The 17,518-nt window shown below is 40.4% G+C and carries 11 protein-coding genes and 1 tRNA gene; 10 read left to right on the forward strand and 2 right to left on the reverse strand.

Annotated features, from left to right (window positions below; translation table 11 throughout):
• From secDF to Q0486_RS15035, 4 genes are all read left to right on the forward strand, one after another.
• A partial coding sequence (gene secDF, locus Q0486_RS15020) for a protein translocase subunit SecDF (RefSeq protein ID WP_299235158.1) occupies nucleotides 1-2,318 on the forward strand: 2,318 nt, incomplete at its 5' end.
• 237 nt (nucleotides 2,319-2,555) lie between these two features.
• Complete coding sequence (locus Q0486_RS15025) at nucleotides 2,556-4,037, forward strand: alpha-L-fucosidase (protein WP_299235160.1); 1,482 nt, start codon at nucleotides 2,556-2,558, stop codon at nucleotides 4,035-4,037.
• A gap of 47 nt (nucleotides 4,038-4,084) precedes the next feature.
• Nucleotides 4,085-6,016 (forward strand): NPCBM/NEW2 domain-containing protein, encoded by a 1,932-nt coding sequence (locus Q0486_RS15030; RefSeq protein ID WP_299235162.1) that lies wholly within the window; start codon nucleotides 4,085-4,087, stop codon nucleotides 6,014-6,016.
• A gap of 61 nt (nucleotides 6,017-6,077) precedes the next feature.
• Nucleotides 6,078-7,625, forward strand: a complete 1,548-nt coding sequence (locus tag Q0486_RS15035) for a cellulase family glycosylhydrolase (RefSeq protein WP_299235166.1) — start codon at nucleotides 6,078-6,080, stop codon at nucleotides 7,623-7,625.
• 103 nt (nucleotides 7,626-7,728) lie between these two features.
• Here the strand turns inward: Q0486_RS15035 and Q0486_RS15040 are convergent, their stop codons facing one another.
• Nucleotides 7,729-8,682 (reverse strand): NAD-dependent epimerase/dehydratase family protein, encoded by a 954-nt coding sequence (locus Q0486_RS15040; RefSeq protein WP_299235169.1) that lies wholly within the window; start codon nucleotides 8,680-8,682, stop codon nucleotides 7,729-7,731.
• Nucleotides 8,683-8,871: 189 nt separating this feature from the next.
• Between Q0486_RS15040 and kbl the strand changes: the two genes are divergently transcribed.
• Nucleotides 8,872-10,062 carry a glycine C-acetyltransferase gene (gene kbl, locus Q0486_RS15045; RefSeq protein ID WP_299235172.1) on the forward strand — a complete coding sequence of 397 codons (1,191 nt, stop codon included), beginning with the start codon at nucleotides 8,872-8,874 and terminating at the stop codon, nucleotides 10,060-10,062.
• A 104-nt stretch (nucleotides 10,063-10,166) separates the two neighbouring features.
• Here kbl and Q0486_RS15050 read toward each other — a convergent pair.
• A tRNA-Arg gene (locus Q0486_RS15050) sits at nucleotides 10,167-10,238 on the reverse strand.
• 199 nt (nucleotides 10,239-10,437) lie between these two features.
• On the opposite strand from Q0486_RS15050, the gene Q0486_RS15055 reads away from it, so the two are divergent.
• From Q0486_RS15055 to Q0486_RS15075, 5 genes are all read left to right on the forward strand, one after another.
• Nucleotides 10,438-12,291, forward strand: a complete 1,854-nt coding sequence (locus tag Q0486_RS15055; protein WP_299235175.1) for a 2-oxoacid:acceptor oxidoreductase subunit alpha — start codon at nucleotides 10,438-10,440, stop codon at nucleotides 12,289-12,291.
• Nucleotides 12,292-12,294: 3 nt separating this feature from the next.
• On the forward strand, nucleotides 12,295-13,302 hold the full coding sequence (locus Q0486_RS15060) for a 2-oxoacid:ferredoxin oxidoreductase subunit beta (RefSeq protein WP_299235178.1): 1,008 nt from the start codon (nucleotides 12,295-12,297) through the stop codon (nucleotides 13,300-13,302).
• Between the two features lie 185 nt (nucleotides 13,303-13,487).
• Nucleotides 13,488-15,221, forward strand: a complete 1,734-nt coding sequence (locus Q0486_RS15065; protein WP_299235181.1) for a helix-turn-helix domain-containing protein — start codon at nucleotides 13,488-13,490, stop codon at nucleotides 15,219-15,221.
• Nucleotides 15,222-15,450: 229 nt separating this feature from the next.
• Nucleotides 15,451-16,059 carry a DUF3575 domain-containing protein gene (locus tag Q0486_RS15070; protein WP_299235184.1) on the forward strand — a complete coding sequence of 203 codons (609 nt, stop codon included), beginning with the start codon at nucleotides 15,451-15,453 and terminating at the stop codon, nucleotides 16,057-16,059.
• 21 nt (nucleotides 16,060-16,080) lie between these two features.
• Nucleotides 16,081-17,505, forward strand: coding sequence for an OmpA family protein (locus Q0486_RS15075; protein ID WP_299235187.1), 1,425 nt, complete (start codon nucleotides 16,081-16,083; stop codon nucleotides 17,503-17,505).
• Nucleotides 17,506-17,518: the final 13 nt, after the last annotated feature.

Consider the following 17,518-nt stretch of genomic DNA (forward strand, 5'->3'; position numbering starts at 1 on the left):
CCGCCAATCTGGAATTCTGGGAAACATACACAGCAAAAGACGTTACTCCCTATCTGCAAGCTGCCGACACCAAGTTGCGTGCCATCGTTGCAAGCGAAACTCCGGCAGAAGAGGCAGACAGCGCAGCTACCGAAGCTCCTGCCGTAGCCCAAGCTACCAGCACAGCCGACAGTCTTGCCGCTGCTTTAAAGGGTGAAAACAAGACACAAACCGCTGACCTTGCACAAATAAAGAAAGAACACCCGCTGTTCGCAATCTTGCAAGTCAACCCCAGCGGACAAGGTCCTGTTGTAGCCTATGCCAACTACAAGGATACAGCTGAAATCAACAGATACCTTTCCATGCCGGAAGTTCAAGCCGAAATGCCGAAAGACTTGCGTCTGAAATGGGGAGTATCTCCTTATGAATATGATCCGAAAGCTCAGACTTTCGAACTTTATGCCATCCGTTCTACAGAACGTAACGGCAAGGCGCCTCTGGAAGGTGATGTAGTGGTTAGCGCCAAAGACGAATACGACCATTACGGTAAACCTGCCGTAAGTATGTCCATGAACACTGACGGTGCACGCCGTTGGGCTCAGCTCACCAAGCAGAATATCGGCAAGAGCATCGCTATCGTGCTGGACGGTTACGTTTACTCCGCACCGAACGTAAACAATGAAATCACTGGTGGTAACTCACAGATTACCGGTCACTTTACTCCGGAACAAGCAAAAGACTTGGCAAACGTATTGAGATCAGGTAAGATGCCGGCTCCCGCACATATCGTACAAGAAGACATCGTTGGTCCTTCACTGGGACAAGCTTCCATCAATGCCGGTATCATGTCATTCATCGTAGCATTGATTCTGCTGATGGTTTACATGTGCTCCATGTACGGATTCATTCCGGGTATGGTGGCCAACGGCGCTCTGGTGCTGAACTTGTTCTTCACGTTGGGTATCCTTTCTTCTTTCCAGGCAGCATTGACGATGTCCGGTATTGCCGGTATGGTGTTGGCGCTGGGTATGGCTGTGGATGCCAACGTATTGATTTACGAGCGTACCAAAGAAGAACTCCGTGCAGGCAAGGGTGTGAAGAAAGCATTGGCTGACGGTTACTCCAACGCCTTCTCTGCTATCTTCGACTCCAACTTGACGTCTATCATCACCGGTATCATCCTGTTCAACTTCGGTACAGGTCCTATCCGTGGTTTCGCCACTACATTGATTATCGGTATCCTCTGCTCATTCTTTACAGCAGTGTTCCTGACTCGTATTGTTTACGAACACTATATGAATAAAGACAAGTGGTTGAACCTTACATTCACAACAGGTATCTCTAAGAACCTGATGCAGAATGTGCACTATAACTTCATGGGTGCTACAAAGAAATCATTCACTGTTTGGGGTATCGTTATTGTAGTATGTATCATCTCATTCTTCGTTCGTGGTCTTGCACAGAGTATCGACTTCACTGGTGGACGTAACTTTGTAGTTCAGTTCGAACAGGTAGTTCAGCCTGAAACAGTACGCAGCTTGCTCCAGTCTAAGGTTGGTGATGCAAACGTACAGGCTATCGCTCTTGGTACAGACGGTAAGACTATCCGTGTAACTACCAACTACCGTATCGAAGAAGATTCTCCAACTATCGATGCTGAAATCGAAGCATTCCTTTACGAATCTTTGAAAGAAGGTAACTTGCTTGGTGAAGGTACAACACTTGAAATCTTCATCGATCGTGATAACCGTGCCGGAGGTTCTATTATCAGTTCTCAGAAGGTAGGTCCTAGTGTGGCAGACGATATTAAGACTTCTGCTATCTGGTCAGTAGTATTGGCCCTTATAGCAATCGGTCTGTATATCCTTATCCGATTCAACAATATTGCATTCAGTATCGGTGCTACAGTAGCCCTGGTTATTGATACATTGCTGATTATCGGTGCTTATTCATTGTGTTATGGCTGGATGCCGTTCTCACTTGAAATAGACCAGACATTTATCGGAGCTATTCTGACAGCTATCGGTTACTCTATCAACGATAAGGTGGTTATCTTCGACCGTGTGCGTGAGTTCTTCGGTTTGTATCCACAGCGTAACCGTATGCAGTTGTTCAATGATTCCCTGAATACAACACTTGCCCGTACAATCAATACTTCACTCAGTACACTTATCGTATTGTTAAGTATCTTGATTCTTGGTGGTGACAGCATCCGCAGCTTCGCGTTCGCAATGATTCTTGGTGTTGTAATCGGTACTCTTTCTTCATTGTTTGTGGCTTCTCCTGTTGCTTACCTTACTATGGGTAACAAGATGCCTGAAGGTGAAAAGAAAGCTTGATATAAGTAATTAATTTATCTAAATAAGTTTGTTTTTACAAACTAATGATACAAATGAGTATTTGAAAGAGTTTACTATTTCTAATGCTCATTTGTATCTTTTTTTATTGAAACATAGAAGGCAAATCAGCTTGTTAACCTAATTGATGATTTAGCTTTATATTCTGATACAATCATATAGCTGATATTCAGCTTGTTATTTCGGGGAGAATTATATTATATGAAAAAAATATCTTATATGATTTTGTCAATTTTCTTATGTTTGACAATGTCTTTAAATGGTCAGGAGATTATTCCTTCAGATTCACCTAATGAAACTCAAAAACGAATGGTGGAACGTGGGTATGGAATGTTTATGCACTTTGGAGTAAACACCTTTGTAGATATGGAATGGTCGGACGGCAGTGTTCCGGTTTCAAAATATAATCCTGTGTCATTGGATTGTGACCAATGGGTAAAAGTCGCTAGAGATGCCGGTTTCCGTTATATATTGCTTACTACTAAACACCATGACGGATTCTGTCTTTGGGACAGCAAGTATACGGATTATGATGTCGCTTCTTCGCCAGTAAAAACAGATGTTGTAGCAGAGGTAGCCAAAGCTTGTAAGAAATACGGTATTCAATTTGCTATATATTATTCGTTATGGGATAGAAATGCACCTTGCTACAAAGATAAAGACACGGAGAAATATGTAGACTATATGTGTGGACAATTGACTGAACTTCTTACGAATTATGGTCCTGTTTGTGAGTTGTGGCTTGACGGAGGTTGGGACAGACCAGTAAAAGACTGGAATCTTCCAAAAGTGTATAATTTAGTAAAGAAACTCCAGCCATATTGTGCAATGGGAGTTAATCACACTATAGAATTAAAAGAAGGTGGACGTAAGTTTGCTTTACCTGATTCAATGATTGTTGATAACAAATATTATTTTCAGTATTTCCCTAGTGACTTCCGTTTATGGGATCCTAAAATTGCGCATAAGGCTGATAAAAAACAGTATTTGTATAAGGGAGAATCATATTATGTCCCTTTCGAACATACTATTTGTATAAGTAAGTATTGGTCATGGTTTAATAAAAAAGATCCTCAGCCTAGTCGTGATTTAGATGAGTTGGAAGAACTTTTCTATTGGTGTACGGACAATAATAATACTTTGGTTATGAATATTCCTCCAGATTATACTGGAAGAATACGTGAACATGAAGCTAATACCGCAATAGCTCTTGCCAAAAGACTTGGACTTAAAAAAGGTTTTCCACTTCCTAAAAACGGAAAGTTCATATCCATGAATGCACCTGTCGAGGTCTCGTCATTTGAGAACGATAAGAATGGAGTTCATGATGGCAGTAAATTATTGGATGGTGGTATGCAGACTTATTGGATGGCGAAAGATAGTCTGGGACATTTTATTGTAACTCTGAACCCTGATGATTCTTTTAATAAAATATCTATTTTTGAATATTGTGATGTTAAATCTTCGTCTGATGGATTTACTAATATAAGGGTTAATCGTATTCAGAAATATAAGATCTCAATTCTGAAAAATGGTATGTGGCAGGAGATTTATTTGAGTGATGAACCTATGGGAGATTGTAAGGTTTTCAGATTCCCTAAATCCTATAAAGCTGAAAAGATTAGATTTGATGTTTTAGAATCTGTGGGAAACCCCGGAATTTATGAGTTCAATGTGATAGATTTTAATAGACATAAATAGAATAACGTTACTTGTTAAACATTAGAATATAATAAATCTCTAATACTATGAAATTATTGCGATTAAAGTATTTTTTATTAGCATTAGGCTGTTATATTAATATAAATGCCCAGCAAAAACTTTCTGAGTTAAATCTTTCACGTTCTTCCCAGACTTATGGAATGCCTGTTGTAGGATTGTCTGTGACAGGTGAGGAGGCTTCTGTAGCAGGGAAGAAGTGTTTAGATCCAGTTGGAGTTCATTCGGAGAGTGTTATAAAAGTTAATATTAAAGGTTTTGGAAAAAAGGTTACAGGCAGTATAGGTGTAGCAGATTCAAAAATTGACTATAGTTCGGCGGATATTTCATCTTCATCGCAACCTGACGGGACTCGTGTTTTTTATAGGAAGGTAGGTGATAAAAGATATTTTGCAGGAGTTGAAGATGAGGGTGGAATTATTAAAAAGGGTGTTGTTGTTTTCAGAATTCTAGGCGACGGTAAAGAATTGTTTTCTCGTAAGATGAGTTCAGGTGAGCAGTTGGTTTCATTCGATATTAACCTCTCCGGGGTTAAAAGACTTGAGTTTAAAGTTGAAAATGGAGGAGATGGTTATAGTGGTGATTTTGCCGTATGGTCAGATGTGGATATTGAGTACGACAAGTTCCAGGCTCCAGCTATCAGTACAGAGTCTATTATTGAAGGCGAAGGGGTTTCTAAGGAAGCTTGGAACAGAATGTCATCCAAGTTGAGTAAACTTCCTGTTTCTGATTATCCTTCGATGAAACGTAGTGAAACGGACTGGCTGGTATCTCCGGATGGTTATAAGGCTGAAGTAATGGCCGGAATTGATGGTAAATCAATCGTAATAACAAATGGACTTACATCCAGAGTTTTCAGGATAATGCCAAATCTTGCCACAGTAGATATTGTTAATCAGATGTCGGGCGAGAATATGCTTAGAGCAATTAGCAGTGAAGGAGAACTAACCATTAATGGGGAGAGATGGTCTCTAGGTGGATTGGAAGGTCAGCCAGAGCGTGGATATCTTAAACTTGAATGGATAGATGATATGACTGTAGCAAATCGTTCGTTCATTGTCGATGATTTTGAAATATCAGATTCAATACATTCTTTGGATTGGGCTAGAAGCCGCTGGGCTTTGAACAAGAAGCTCCCTACCGGTAAATCTCTTACATTTATAATGCGTGGAACTGGTGAGGTCTCAAATCTTAAAGTAAAACTTCACTTCGACATATATGACCATGTACCTGTAATAAGAAAACATTTGGAAATTTTCAATGACGGTGATGAACTGGTAAATCTTGACTCTTTCAAACTTGAACATTTGTTTTTTGCAGAACCGGAGTCGACAGAAGGAGATATGTCAAGACGATACCTGCCAAATATCCATATAGAGAGTGACTATACCATGGGTGGAGCATTTTGGGAGTATACGGGTGACAGAACGGAACATTGGACTACCGACAAGGAATATACTTCACAATGTAACTATGGTTTAAATACCTTATGTACATTGGATGTATATAATGAAATGGGTCCTGATGTGGAAGTAACAAAAGATTCTCCTTTTTCATCCTATAAGGTATATGAGATGCCTATAGATACGTACGACCGTGAACGTAAAGGTCTTTTTCTGCGTAGATTTTATCGTACTATAGCTCCATGGACAACTGAAAATCCTATCTTTATGCATCTTACCACTATAGACGAAAATATAGTCAAAAGAGCTGTAGACCAGTGTGCCGAAGTTGGCTATGAAATGATTATTCTTTCATTCGGCTCTGGAATGAATGCCGAGACAACAGATGAAAAGCATATTGCTTATATTAAGTCCTTGGTTGACTATGCAAAGAGCAAGGGAATCGAGATGGGTGGCTATTCTCTTCTTGCCAGTAGATGGATAAGTGATGAAGTAGATGTGATAAACCCTGTTACAGGAAAACGTGGAGGTGCTACATTTTCAAATGTAAATAATTGATTGTATTTTTGTTGTTTATTAAGTGTTTATAATCAAAATACAAATTAAACTTCTTTCCACCATGAAAAATATCACTTATACAGTATTACTGCTGACGTTTATACTTGGATGTAGTAAATCCAATATTTCAACAAACAATTTCATATCAATAGACAGGGAAAGGTTTGTTGATTCAAAAGGATGTGAAGTCATTCTTAACGGCATAAACCACGTTACAAAGAATCCTGAAACAAATTTCATGAGCCAAAATGACAGTATAATCTTTACTAAATTTCGTGATTATGGTTTCAACTGTATCAGATATGGATTGTCATGGGCTATGCTGGAACCTCAACCTGGAGTTTATAATCAAAAATATCTGGAGGAGCTTGATAAAAGAATTAAATGGGCTAAAAGCAATAATATAAGGCTGATACTTGATATGCATCAGGATTTATTTTCGGTAAAATATGGAAACGGAGCACCCGAATGGGTGAGTCTTGACAATGGATTACAGCATCTTACCGGAGAAATATGGAGTGATTCGTATATTATAAGTCCTGCTGTACAATCCTGTTTTGATAATTTCTGGAACAACAAATCCGTAGAAGACGGATTAGGAGTGCAGGATCATTATATACAGGTATGGAAAACAATTGCTGAAAGATATTCAGAATGTGATGCCATAATAGGATATGACATAATGAATGAACCATTTCCTGGTAGTGATGGACAAATGGTTTTCAATAGTATGATTGAAGGTTATGTTTCTTATATGAATGAATCTGACAAGAATATAACTAGTGATATAAATGAACTATGGGCAGATGAACGGGAAAGGATAAAACTTCTAAAAGTGTTGAACAATAAAGACCTGTTTTTTAAGATAACGGAATATGCAAAGCCATTGGTTGATAAATTTGAACAGGGAAAACTTAGTGCTTTTTACCAAAAAGCCAGGGATGCAATACGAAGTGTAGACAAAAATCATATTCTTTTCCTGGAACATTGCTATTTTGGAAATATGGGAATAAAAAGCACTTTCAAGGTTCCTGTAGATGAATATGGAAAGACGGACAATTTATGTGCATACGCGCCTCATGCGTACGATTTGGTGGTAGATACAGAGTTCTCAGATGTTTTGGAAAGTAACAGACTGGAATTTATATTTGACCAGATAATAAAATCATCAAAAGAAAGACAGATACCGATATGGCTGGGAGAATGGGGGGCTTTCTATGATATAAACAAAAAATATGAACGTCCGGCAAATTTCCATAAGAAAATAATCGAAACCAATCTCATGGGGCAAGCTTTTTGGAGCTGGTGGGATTATATTGACAAACAAGATTTCTTCTATAGTACCTTATCAAGAACATATCCGGTTTATATTAATGGAAGAATCATAAAGTATGGAAATAATGAAGTTGGGTTTGAATGTGAATGGGACGAGAAATCAAATGATGAAAACTCTTGTATATATTTATCGAACATATCAGGAATCGGTCAGATAGAGATTGAGCCAAAATCGAAATATACCATTGTACCACTTAATAATAATAGTATTGGAGGACATATTTATATTAAATCAGTCGGGGGAAAAAGATTTATAAGTATAAAATACAAATAACATGTACACAAATATAACAAGATGTCTTAATGATAATCATTTGTGATAGTGTGTAACCATAAAAAAAAGAGGTTGTCTCATTTGAGACAACCTCAACTAACAATTATTTTCCAAACTTTTCTTTTAGCTTCACAAGCATATCGCGTGTCATTGCATCCAGGTCATATTCAGGTTTCCAACCCCATTCTTCGCGTGCACAAGTATCGTCAAGTGAGTTAGGCCATGAATCTGCTATAGCCTGTCTGAGTGGGTCGACTTTGTAAACCATCTTGAAATCCGGTTCGTATTCTTTTATTTTGTTATATATGATTTCTGGATCAAAACTCATTGAAGCGATATTGAACGAGTTACGGTGAATGAATTTGCTTGGATCGGCTTCCATAATTTCAACAGCAGCACGAAGAGCGTCAGGCATATACATCATATCCATAAATGTACCTTGTGCTATAGGGCATTCGAAAGTTTCCCCTTTAGCTGCAGAATAGTAAATATCAACTGCATAGTCTGTTGTTCCACCACCCGGAGGAGTTACGTATGAAATCAATCCCGGGAATCTTACAGAACGTGTATCTACACCGAATCGTATGTGATAGTAATCACTCAGGAGTTCTCCTGAAACCTTTGTTACCCCATACATAGTTCTAGGATTGCGTATTGTATCCTGTGGAGTCTTGTCTTTAGGTGTATTATTACCGAAAACGCCAATAGAACTTGGAGTAAATACTGCGCAATTCATGGTTCTGGCAACTTCAAGGACGTTGAAAAGTCCACCCATACCTATTTTCCATGCAAGCTGTGGTTTCGCTTCTGCAACGGCTGAAAGTAGTGCTGCCAGATTGTATATAGTATCTATTTTATATCTTGAGACAGTTTCTGCTATCTGTTGCTCATTTGTAATATCAACTATTGCACATGGACCGGATTCTCTGATTGTTTCGTTAGGTTCTGCACCTGGTATGTATCCTGCTACAATATTACCATTGTACATACCTCTTAATTTCATGGTTAGTTCAGATCCGATTTGACCGGTTGAACCGATGATAAGGATATTTTTCATAAATTCATTTGGTTTGGTTAATCATATTTTCTGCAAAGATATTTATAGTTTAAATAATTATGAAAAAATATGCGTAATAAATACTGAAATTCAAAAAAAAATCGGAACTTTGGCGTGAGTTATATTAGTTATACCTTAATGAATGTCTATTATTAAAAACTTTTTTTATTAACCTCATACAGATATATTATGTACGGAAAATTTCAAAACTTCCTGGCAGAAGAATTATCTAATATAGAAGCTGCCGGATTATACAAGAAGGAAAGAATCATTACTACACCTCAACGTGCTGATATTAAGGTAAATGCCGGTGAAGATGTGTTGAATTTTTGTGCCAATAATTATTTAGGACTGTCTGATAATAAGCGCCTGATAGACGCTGCGAAGGCTGCCATGGATACTCACGGATATGGAATGTCGTCAGTACGTTTTATTTGCGGTACTCAGGATTTGCACAAACAGCTTGAGGCTGCAATCTCTGATTATTTCAAGACTGAGGATACTATTCTTTACGCTGCATGTTTCGATGCCAATGGTGGACTATTCGAACCACTTCTTACAGAAGAAGACGCAATTATATCTGACGCGTTGAATCACGCATCTATCATTGATGGAGTACGTTTGTGTAAAGCTAAACGTTATCGTTATGCAAACGCTGATATGGCTGATTTGGAACGTTGTCTTCAGGAAGCACAGGCACAGAGATTCCGTATCATCGCAACAGATGGTGTGTTCTCTATGGACGGAAATGTCGCTCCAATGGATAAAATCTGTGATTTGGCAGAGAAATATGATGCTTTAGTTATGGTGGACGAGTCACATTCTGCAGGAGTGGTAGGTCCTACAGGTCATGGAGTAGCCGAACAGTTTGGAGTGTATGGCCGTGTAGATATATTCACAGGTACTTTGGGTAAGGCGTTTGGTGGTGCTATGGGTGGTTTCACTACCGGTAGAAAAGAAATTATTGATATGCTTCGCCAGCGTTCACGTCCTTATCTGTTCTCTAACTCTGTTGCACCTGCTATTATTGGAGCAAGTCTTGAAATGTTCAAGATGTTGAAGGAAAGTAATGCACTGCATGACAAATTGATGGAAAATGTAAACTATTTCCGCGACAATATGCTTGCTGCCGGGTTCGATATAAAACCTACACAGAGTGCTATTTGTGCTGTTATGTTATATGATGCCAAATTGTCACAAGACTTTGCCGCACGTATGCAGGAAGAAGGAATATATGTTACCGGATTCTATTATCCTGTTGTACCAAAAGGACAGGCACGTATACGTGTTCAGTTGTCAGCAGGCCACGAACGTGCACATCTTGACAAAGCTATCGCTGCGTTTATTAAAGTGGGTAAAGAATTGGGAGTTATCAAATAAGATTGCATAAAAAAAGAAGCACATGTTAATGCATTTCGCAATGTATTAGATGTGCTTCTTTCTTATGCATTATGTAATGCATTCATTTATTGGACTTTCTTTCGTACCCTCGAGGGGAATCGAACCCCTATCTAAAGTTTAGGAAACTTCTATTCTATCCGTTGAACTACAAGGGCGGTTAGTTCTGAGAATCTTGCAAATGTTTTTCAAATGCTTTGCAAAAATACATCTTTTTACTGATTGTGCAATAATTTATGTGAAAAAAATAAATAGTTGTACTTTTTGTAAAAAATAATCGTATTTTGTTGTTTTTGTGAAAGAAGTTTCACATTTTTGTAGACATTAATATTTTTGAGAATTTAAATTAGCAACATTATGGCAGAAGAAATAACAGTCAAGGAGATTGATGAAGTGGTAGTACGCTTCTCAGGTGACTCTGGCGATGGTATGCAGTTGGCCGGAAATATGTTTTCCAATATATCAGCTACAGAGGGAAATGATATAAGTACTTTCCCTGATTATCCTGCAGATATTCGTGCTCCGCAAGGAACACTTACAGGTGTGTCCGGATTTCAGGTACATATAGGCTCCGATAAAGTTTATACACCTGGTGATAAATGCGATGTGCTTGTTGCAATGAATCCGGCAGCTCTGAAAACCCAGTATAAATTCTGTAAGCCGCAATCCGTAATAATCATTGATACAGATTCGTTTACCAAACGTGATTTGGAGAAGGCACAGTTCCAGCTGGAGAATCCTTTTTCTGAACTTGGTATTAAGAATGAGGTAGTAGAGGCATCTATTACCACTATGTGTAAGGAATGTCTTAAGGATAGTGGATTGGACAATAAATCCATTCTGCGTACAAAAAATATGTTTGCCCTTGGACTGGTTTGTTGGCTTTTCCAGCGTGATGTGAAAATTGGTGAAAAGATATTGCGTGAGAAGTTTGCCAAGAAACCTGAGATAGCTGAGGCTAACGTTCAGGTATTGTATGCCGGTTATCAGTTTGGTGCAAATACTCATGCATCTGTTTCAATGAGTTATAGGGTTCCTTCAAAGAATCAGAAAGCTCATGGCCGTTATATGGATATAAATGGTAATAAGGCTACATCATACGGTCTTATTGCTGCGGCTGAGAAGGCTGGATTGCAGCTTTATCTCGGTTCATATCCTATCACTCCTGCTACAGATATACTCCACGAACTGGCCAAACATAAATCACTTGGAGTCAAGACCGTTCAGTGCGAGGATGAAATTGCCGGATGCGCTTCGGCTGTAGGTGCCGCATTTGCAGGAGCTCTGGCCGTTACTTCTACTTCCGGTCCGGGTGTCTGCCTTAAGAGTGAGGCTATGAACCTGGCTGTGATAGCAGAATTACCTCTGGTTGTCGTAAACGTACAGCGTGGAGGTCCTTCTACAGGTCTGCCAACTAAATCAGAACAGACAGACCTTCTACAGGCATTGTACGGACGTAATGGTGAAAGCCCTATGCCGGTTATTGCGGCATCATCGCCAACAGACTGTTTCGATGCTGCTTATACAGCATGTAAGATTGCTTTGGAACATATGACTCCTGTAGTTCTTCTTACTGATGCATATATCGCAAACGGTTCTGCCGCATGGAAGCTGCCGGACCTGAACGAATATCCGTCAATCAATCCTCCATACGTGACTCCTGATATGGCTTCATACTGGACTCCGTTCCTCCGCAATTATGAGACTGGTGTCCGCTATTGGGCTAAACCTGGTACAGAAGGCTTTATGCATCGTATCGGTGGTCTTGAGAAGAGCAGTGAGACAGGAGCAATCTCAACAGAACCAGAAAACCACCATCTGATGACTCAGTTGCGTGCTGAGAAGGTGGCAAAAATAGCTGATAGTATTCCATTGCTCGAAGTGGAAGGAGCAGAAGATGCTGATTTGTTGATTGTCGGTTTCGGAGGTACATACGGCCATCTTCATTCTGCAATGGATACACTAAATGCTAATGGCAAGAAAGCTGCTTTGGCACATTTCCGTTTTATCAATCCGCTTCCTAAGAATACTGAAGAGGTTCTTCGCAAGTATAAGAAGATTGTCGTTGCAGAACAGAACATGGGACAGTTTGCAGGCTATCTGCGCATGAAGATAGAAGGATTGCATTTACATCAGTTTAATCAGGTTAAAGGTCAGCCGTTTGTAGTACAGGAATTGGTTGATGCTTTCACAAAAATAATGGAGGAATAATCTATGAGCGAATCAAAATATACAGCAGCCGATTATAAAGCAGGACAGCCTCGCTGGTGTCCGGGATGTGGAGACCATGCTTTTTTGAATTCATTCCACAAGGCATTGGCAGAAATAGGTACAGCACCTAAGGATATAGCCGTTATATCAGGTATCGGATGTTCTTCACGTCTGCCTTACTATATGAACACATACGGAATGCATACAATTCACGGACGTGCTGCGGCAATTGCTACAGGAGTGAAAGTAGCCAACCCACAACTCACTGTATGGCAGATTTCCGGTGATGGTGACGGTCTTGCAATCGGTGGTAATCATTTCATACACGCTATCCGCCGTAATGTGGATATAAATATCATCCTTCTGAACAACCGTATCTATGGACTTACAAAGGGACAGTATTCTCCTACTTCAGAGAGAGGTTTTGTCAGCAAGTCATCTCCTTACGGAACAGTGGAAGACCCGTTCCGTCCTGCAGAACTTTGTTTCGGAGCACGCGGACGTTTCTTTGCACGTTGTGCGGCTGTTGACGGAAATCCTTCTGTTGAAGTGCTTAAAGCTGCAGAAAAGCATAAAGGAACTTCTGTAGTCGAGGTCCTTCAGAACTGTGTAATCTTTAATGATGGAACTCATAATTCAATCGCCAAGAAAGAGGATCGCGAGCGCAATGCCATCTATCTTGAGCATGGAAAACCTATGTTGTTCGGTCCTGACAAGGAATTCGGATTGATGCAGGAAGGTTTCGGACTCAAAGTGGTTAAGCTGGGAGAGAACGGAATAACAGAAAAGGACATCCTTGTGCATGACGCGCATTGTATGGACAATACCTTACAGTTGAAATTGGCTCTTATGGAAGGTCCTGACTTCCCTATAGCTCTTGGAGTTATTCGCGATGTTGAGGCTCCTACATACGATCAGGCAGTAGAAGAACAAATACGTGAAGTGTCTGAGAAGAAAAAATACCATAGCTTTGCTGAGCTTCTTGACACTAACGATACCTGGGAAATTTAATCTCGGATAAAACGCGGGCAAATTTCATGTAAAACGTGAGCAAGTTTAGATTTAAATTTGCCCACGTTTTTTTTAAATGTCTACCCACGTTTTTTGCTAGTCCAGATGATGATTTTTGATAAATATAAAAATATTTCTCAACTACTTTTTGTATATTTGGCCGGAGCATAATATACGATTTTTATATGAGATTACACTATATACTTTTTATACTGTTATATATATCATTATCTGCCTATTCTAAGGAATCCATACCGCGGTCTCTGAATCTGCGTGAAATTTCATCCACTCCCGAGGAACTTCTTACGGAACTCGACAGTATGGAGAAAACGGGAATGTACAAGGAGTATGAGATAAACTATCTTCGCAGCTATGCCTATTACTCATTGTGTAAATACAACAGAGCTTCCATATATGCTGATTCTGTACTTCATTCCGAAGAAGTCCGAAAAGACTCGGCAGTTATGTTTCGTACCGTTGTCATAGCCGCTGAATCGTATGCGTTTTCGTCCCGTCTGATGGATGCCGCCAATATGGTGACGTCCGTTCTGGCATATTCAAAAAGAGAAGGAAATACTACTCTTGAAGCCAATATGATGTATGTTCAGGGAATTATATGGAACAGAATGGGATTGTTCGAGAAGTCGTACAAGATAATAGATGAAGCTATATCAAAATTCAAACGTGAGACTGATATCGGCAGCAAGTTGCGTATAACTGTCATTCTCGACAAGCAGGCAGAATTATACATCGATGATTCTCTTTATGAGAAGGCATGGAAGGCATGTGAGGACCGTGAGAGTCTTATAAAAAGTATTGAGAATCATGACGAGGTCGCTTCCAATCTGATAGACAGGATGTACGGTGAATATTACAGTAAGATGGCTTATCTGTCGTTGAAGCTTAACAGACTTACACTTGCCAATAACTTCTATAATAAGTATAAGTCTACAAAAATGTCATCCACATTGCTGGGAGCGCTTGAGATAAATCCTTATCTGCTGCTTAAAGGTCAGTGTAACGATGTGATAGCCAACAATCAGGCATTTTATCTGGCTACGGACAATGCTGATACAGTGTCGGTGATTTACAGGCGTTCTCTCTTGCAGAGTGCCACCGCCTATAAAATGCTCAGGAAGTATGAGCAGGCATACCGCAGCATGGAGAAATATAATGCCATAATCGAATCATACCGCAGGAATATTGACGCTAACCGTCTGCTGGAGTTAAATCAGGCAACAGACTTTATCAAATATGAGGCAAGGATTGAGGCTGCCAGAAGCGAACTGGAGTATCGCCGTAAGATGAATATTGCTTTGTTCGTATTTATTGGTATATTGGCATTCTCCCTGATATTTATACTTATTGAGCGCATCATATTGAAGAAAAAGAACCGTGATATATCAAGATTGATAGTTGAACTGAACAAATCCTTTGAAACCTCTTCCGAAAATTTTATTCCCAATTCCGAGCATGATAATGAACCGTGTCAGGTGGATACCTCATCCGATGAGACCGGAGGAAATGAATCGATGGAACATATTTCTTCCAATTATGATTTGAGCAAGATGTCGAATGAAACTTTGTTCAGACGGTTTGATTCGATAGTAAAGAACGAGCGTCTTTATCTTGACTATACTCTCCAGCGCGACTATTATGCGTCTGTTATGGGAGTGGACCGTAACCGTTTTGCTACAGTTATCAAGGAAGCTACGGGAGGAGGCAATCTTAGTGTCTATCTTAATGACATGCGTCTTAACTATTCCGTGTTGTTGTTTCGCGAGCATCCAGAAATGTCAATAAGCGAGGTGGGCGAAGCCAGTGCCATTCCCAATCAGTCCACTTTCTACCGTTTGTTTAAGGAGAAGTACGGTTTAAGCCCTAAAATGTTCATCGAACAGTTAAAATTAGAAGAGTAATTCCTAAATTGTCATTAGATTCTTGTGTGTCATATTATTTAGGAATTGTGTCAAATTATATAAAACACTGATATATAGTATGTTATAATGCAAATTGCCAATCCGTAAAAAGCCTGTTTATGACATAATAGCAATAATTATATTTGAATATCCTTGCCGATCTTAATAACTTTGTAATGAAAATAACATCGGACTTAATCTAAAAAGAATATTCAAAAATATAACTGTTATGAAAGCATCAGGTAGATATATTTTTGCCGGCAGGAGGTGTATCATTTTATATCTGTTCCTTCTATTCTCTTCCGTGCTTTCTGCCCAGGTGGTTACTGTAAAGACAAACGCCGTATATTGGGGTACACTCACTCCTAATCTGGCTTTGGAATTTCCTCTGGGACGGAAGTTCACTACCGACTGGCATTTTCTCCTTAATCCATGGACATTTTCCGACAATAAGAAAATGAAGATGATGGCTGTCCAGCCTGAGTTGCGTTACTGGTTTTGCGAGCGTTTCAACGGACATTTTCTTGGGTTTCATCTTGTGGGTGGAATATACAATATCGGCAATATCAATACAGGTTTCAAATTTCTCGGCACCGATTTCGGTTCATTGAAAGACTATCGCTATGAAGGCTGGATGGCAGGAGCCGGAATAGGCTATGGTTATCAGTGGCTGTTGTCACGTCATTGGAGTCTGGAGGCAGAATTGGGGCTGGGATACATATATACCCGTGCGGATAAGTTCAAGTGCGCCAATTGCGGCAGCAAAATTGAGGATAACAAGCCGCACCATTACTTTGGTCCCACAAAAGCGGCATTGAATATTATTTACGTGTTTTAAAAGTTCGGGAGGCATACTGTTATGAAAGGAAAAACATTACTTTTCGGTATTTTTGCTGTGGCGGCTGCCTGTATTGCCGCCGATGTGTGCGCTCAGCAGAACTTGCAGAGCGGAGCGGTGGTGACGGAGGCTGTTGTCACACGTCATCGTGACAGTGTCACCGTGAGCATGACATTCAATCTTGACAACATAAAGATAAGGCGTGGAGGAACAGTTATACTTCAGCCAAGGTATCTGCAGACCGGAGGCAGTCAGAGCGCATGGCTTCCACCGGTGGAGGTTAAGGACCGTACGCGCGACATCTATCTGCGCCGAAATCCCGACGAGGCTTTTACCGATGAGGTTTACTGCAGTGTTGTCAAGATGCGCAAACAGCCTATGAGCATCGACTACAGTGTAACTATCCCTTACGACTCGTGGATGGACAGTTCACACCTGCAGGTGGCTGAAGACCTCTGCGGTTGCGGCGAGGTGGATAAAGGCTCTCTTGTGCAGTTTCCCGAAGCCGACCTATCGTTCACTCCCCAACTGGCATACGTAGTGCCGCAGGCAGAGCCTGTAAAGATACGCGAACTGAGCGGCCGCTCGTACCTCGATTTCCGTGTCAATCGTACTGAGATAGACCCTTCCTACAGAAAGAATCCTGTGGAGCTTAACCGTATAATAGCTTCTATCGATACAGTGAAAAATGACAGAGATTTCACCATCACATCTATCGAGATAAAAGGCTATGCTTCTCCTGAGGGAAGCTATTCATCGAACAGACGTCTGGCTGAAGGACGTACCGAGTCGTTGAAAAAATATCTCATAGACAGATACGGATTCGCGTCAACTACAATAAAGGCATCGTCCGAGCCTGAAAACTGGGAAGGTCTGGTGGAATATCTCAAGGCAAGTTCTTTGGCTGACAAGGATGCCATACTTGCCCACATAGAGAACGGACCTGAGGACATCGACCGCAAGGAGAGAGAGATAAGGCAGAAGTTCCCACAGTCATATAAAGTTATACTGAACGATTGTTATCCCGGGCTTCGCCGTACGGACTACCGCATTGACTATGTGATACGCAGTTTCAAGCTTGACGAGGCGAAAGAACTTGTAAAGACCGCCCCGCAGCGTCTCAGCCTTGAAGAGATGTTTGCCGTGGCTCAGACATACCAGCCCGGTTCGGAGGACTTTAACTATGTGTTCGACGTAGCAGTAAGGATGTATCCCGGCGACGAGACCACCAATATAAATGCCGCCAACGCATTGCTGGAGCAGGGTAGGGCAAAAGAAGCGTTGCGATATCTTGACAAGGTTAAATCGTCCGTCCCCGAAGCCGAAAACGCCCGTGGAGTGGCTTATCTGCTACTTAAGGATTACGACAGTGCCGAAGAGCATATAGAAAAGGCACTGGAGGGCAATCTGGATGCGGCAAAACATAATATGGAGTTTTTGAAATAATATTATATGTTAA

Source organism: uncultured Bacteroides sp. (assembly GCF_937912035.1).
In the GTDB taxonomy this organism is placed as follows: domain Bacteria; phylum Bacteroidota; class Bacteroidia; order Bacteroidales; family Bacteroidaceae; genus Phocaeicola.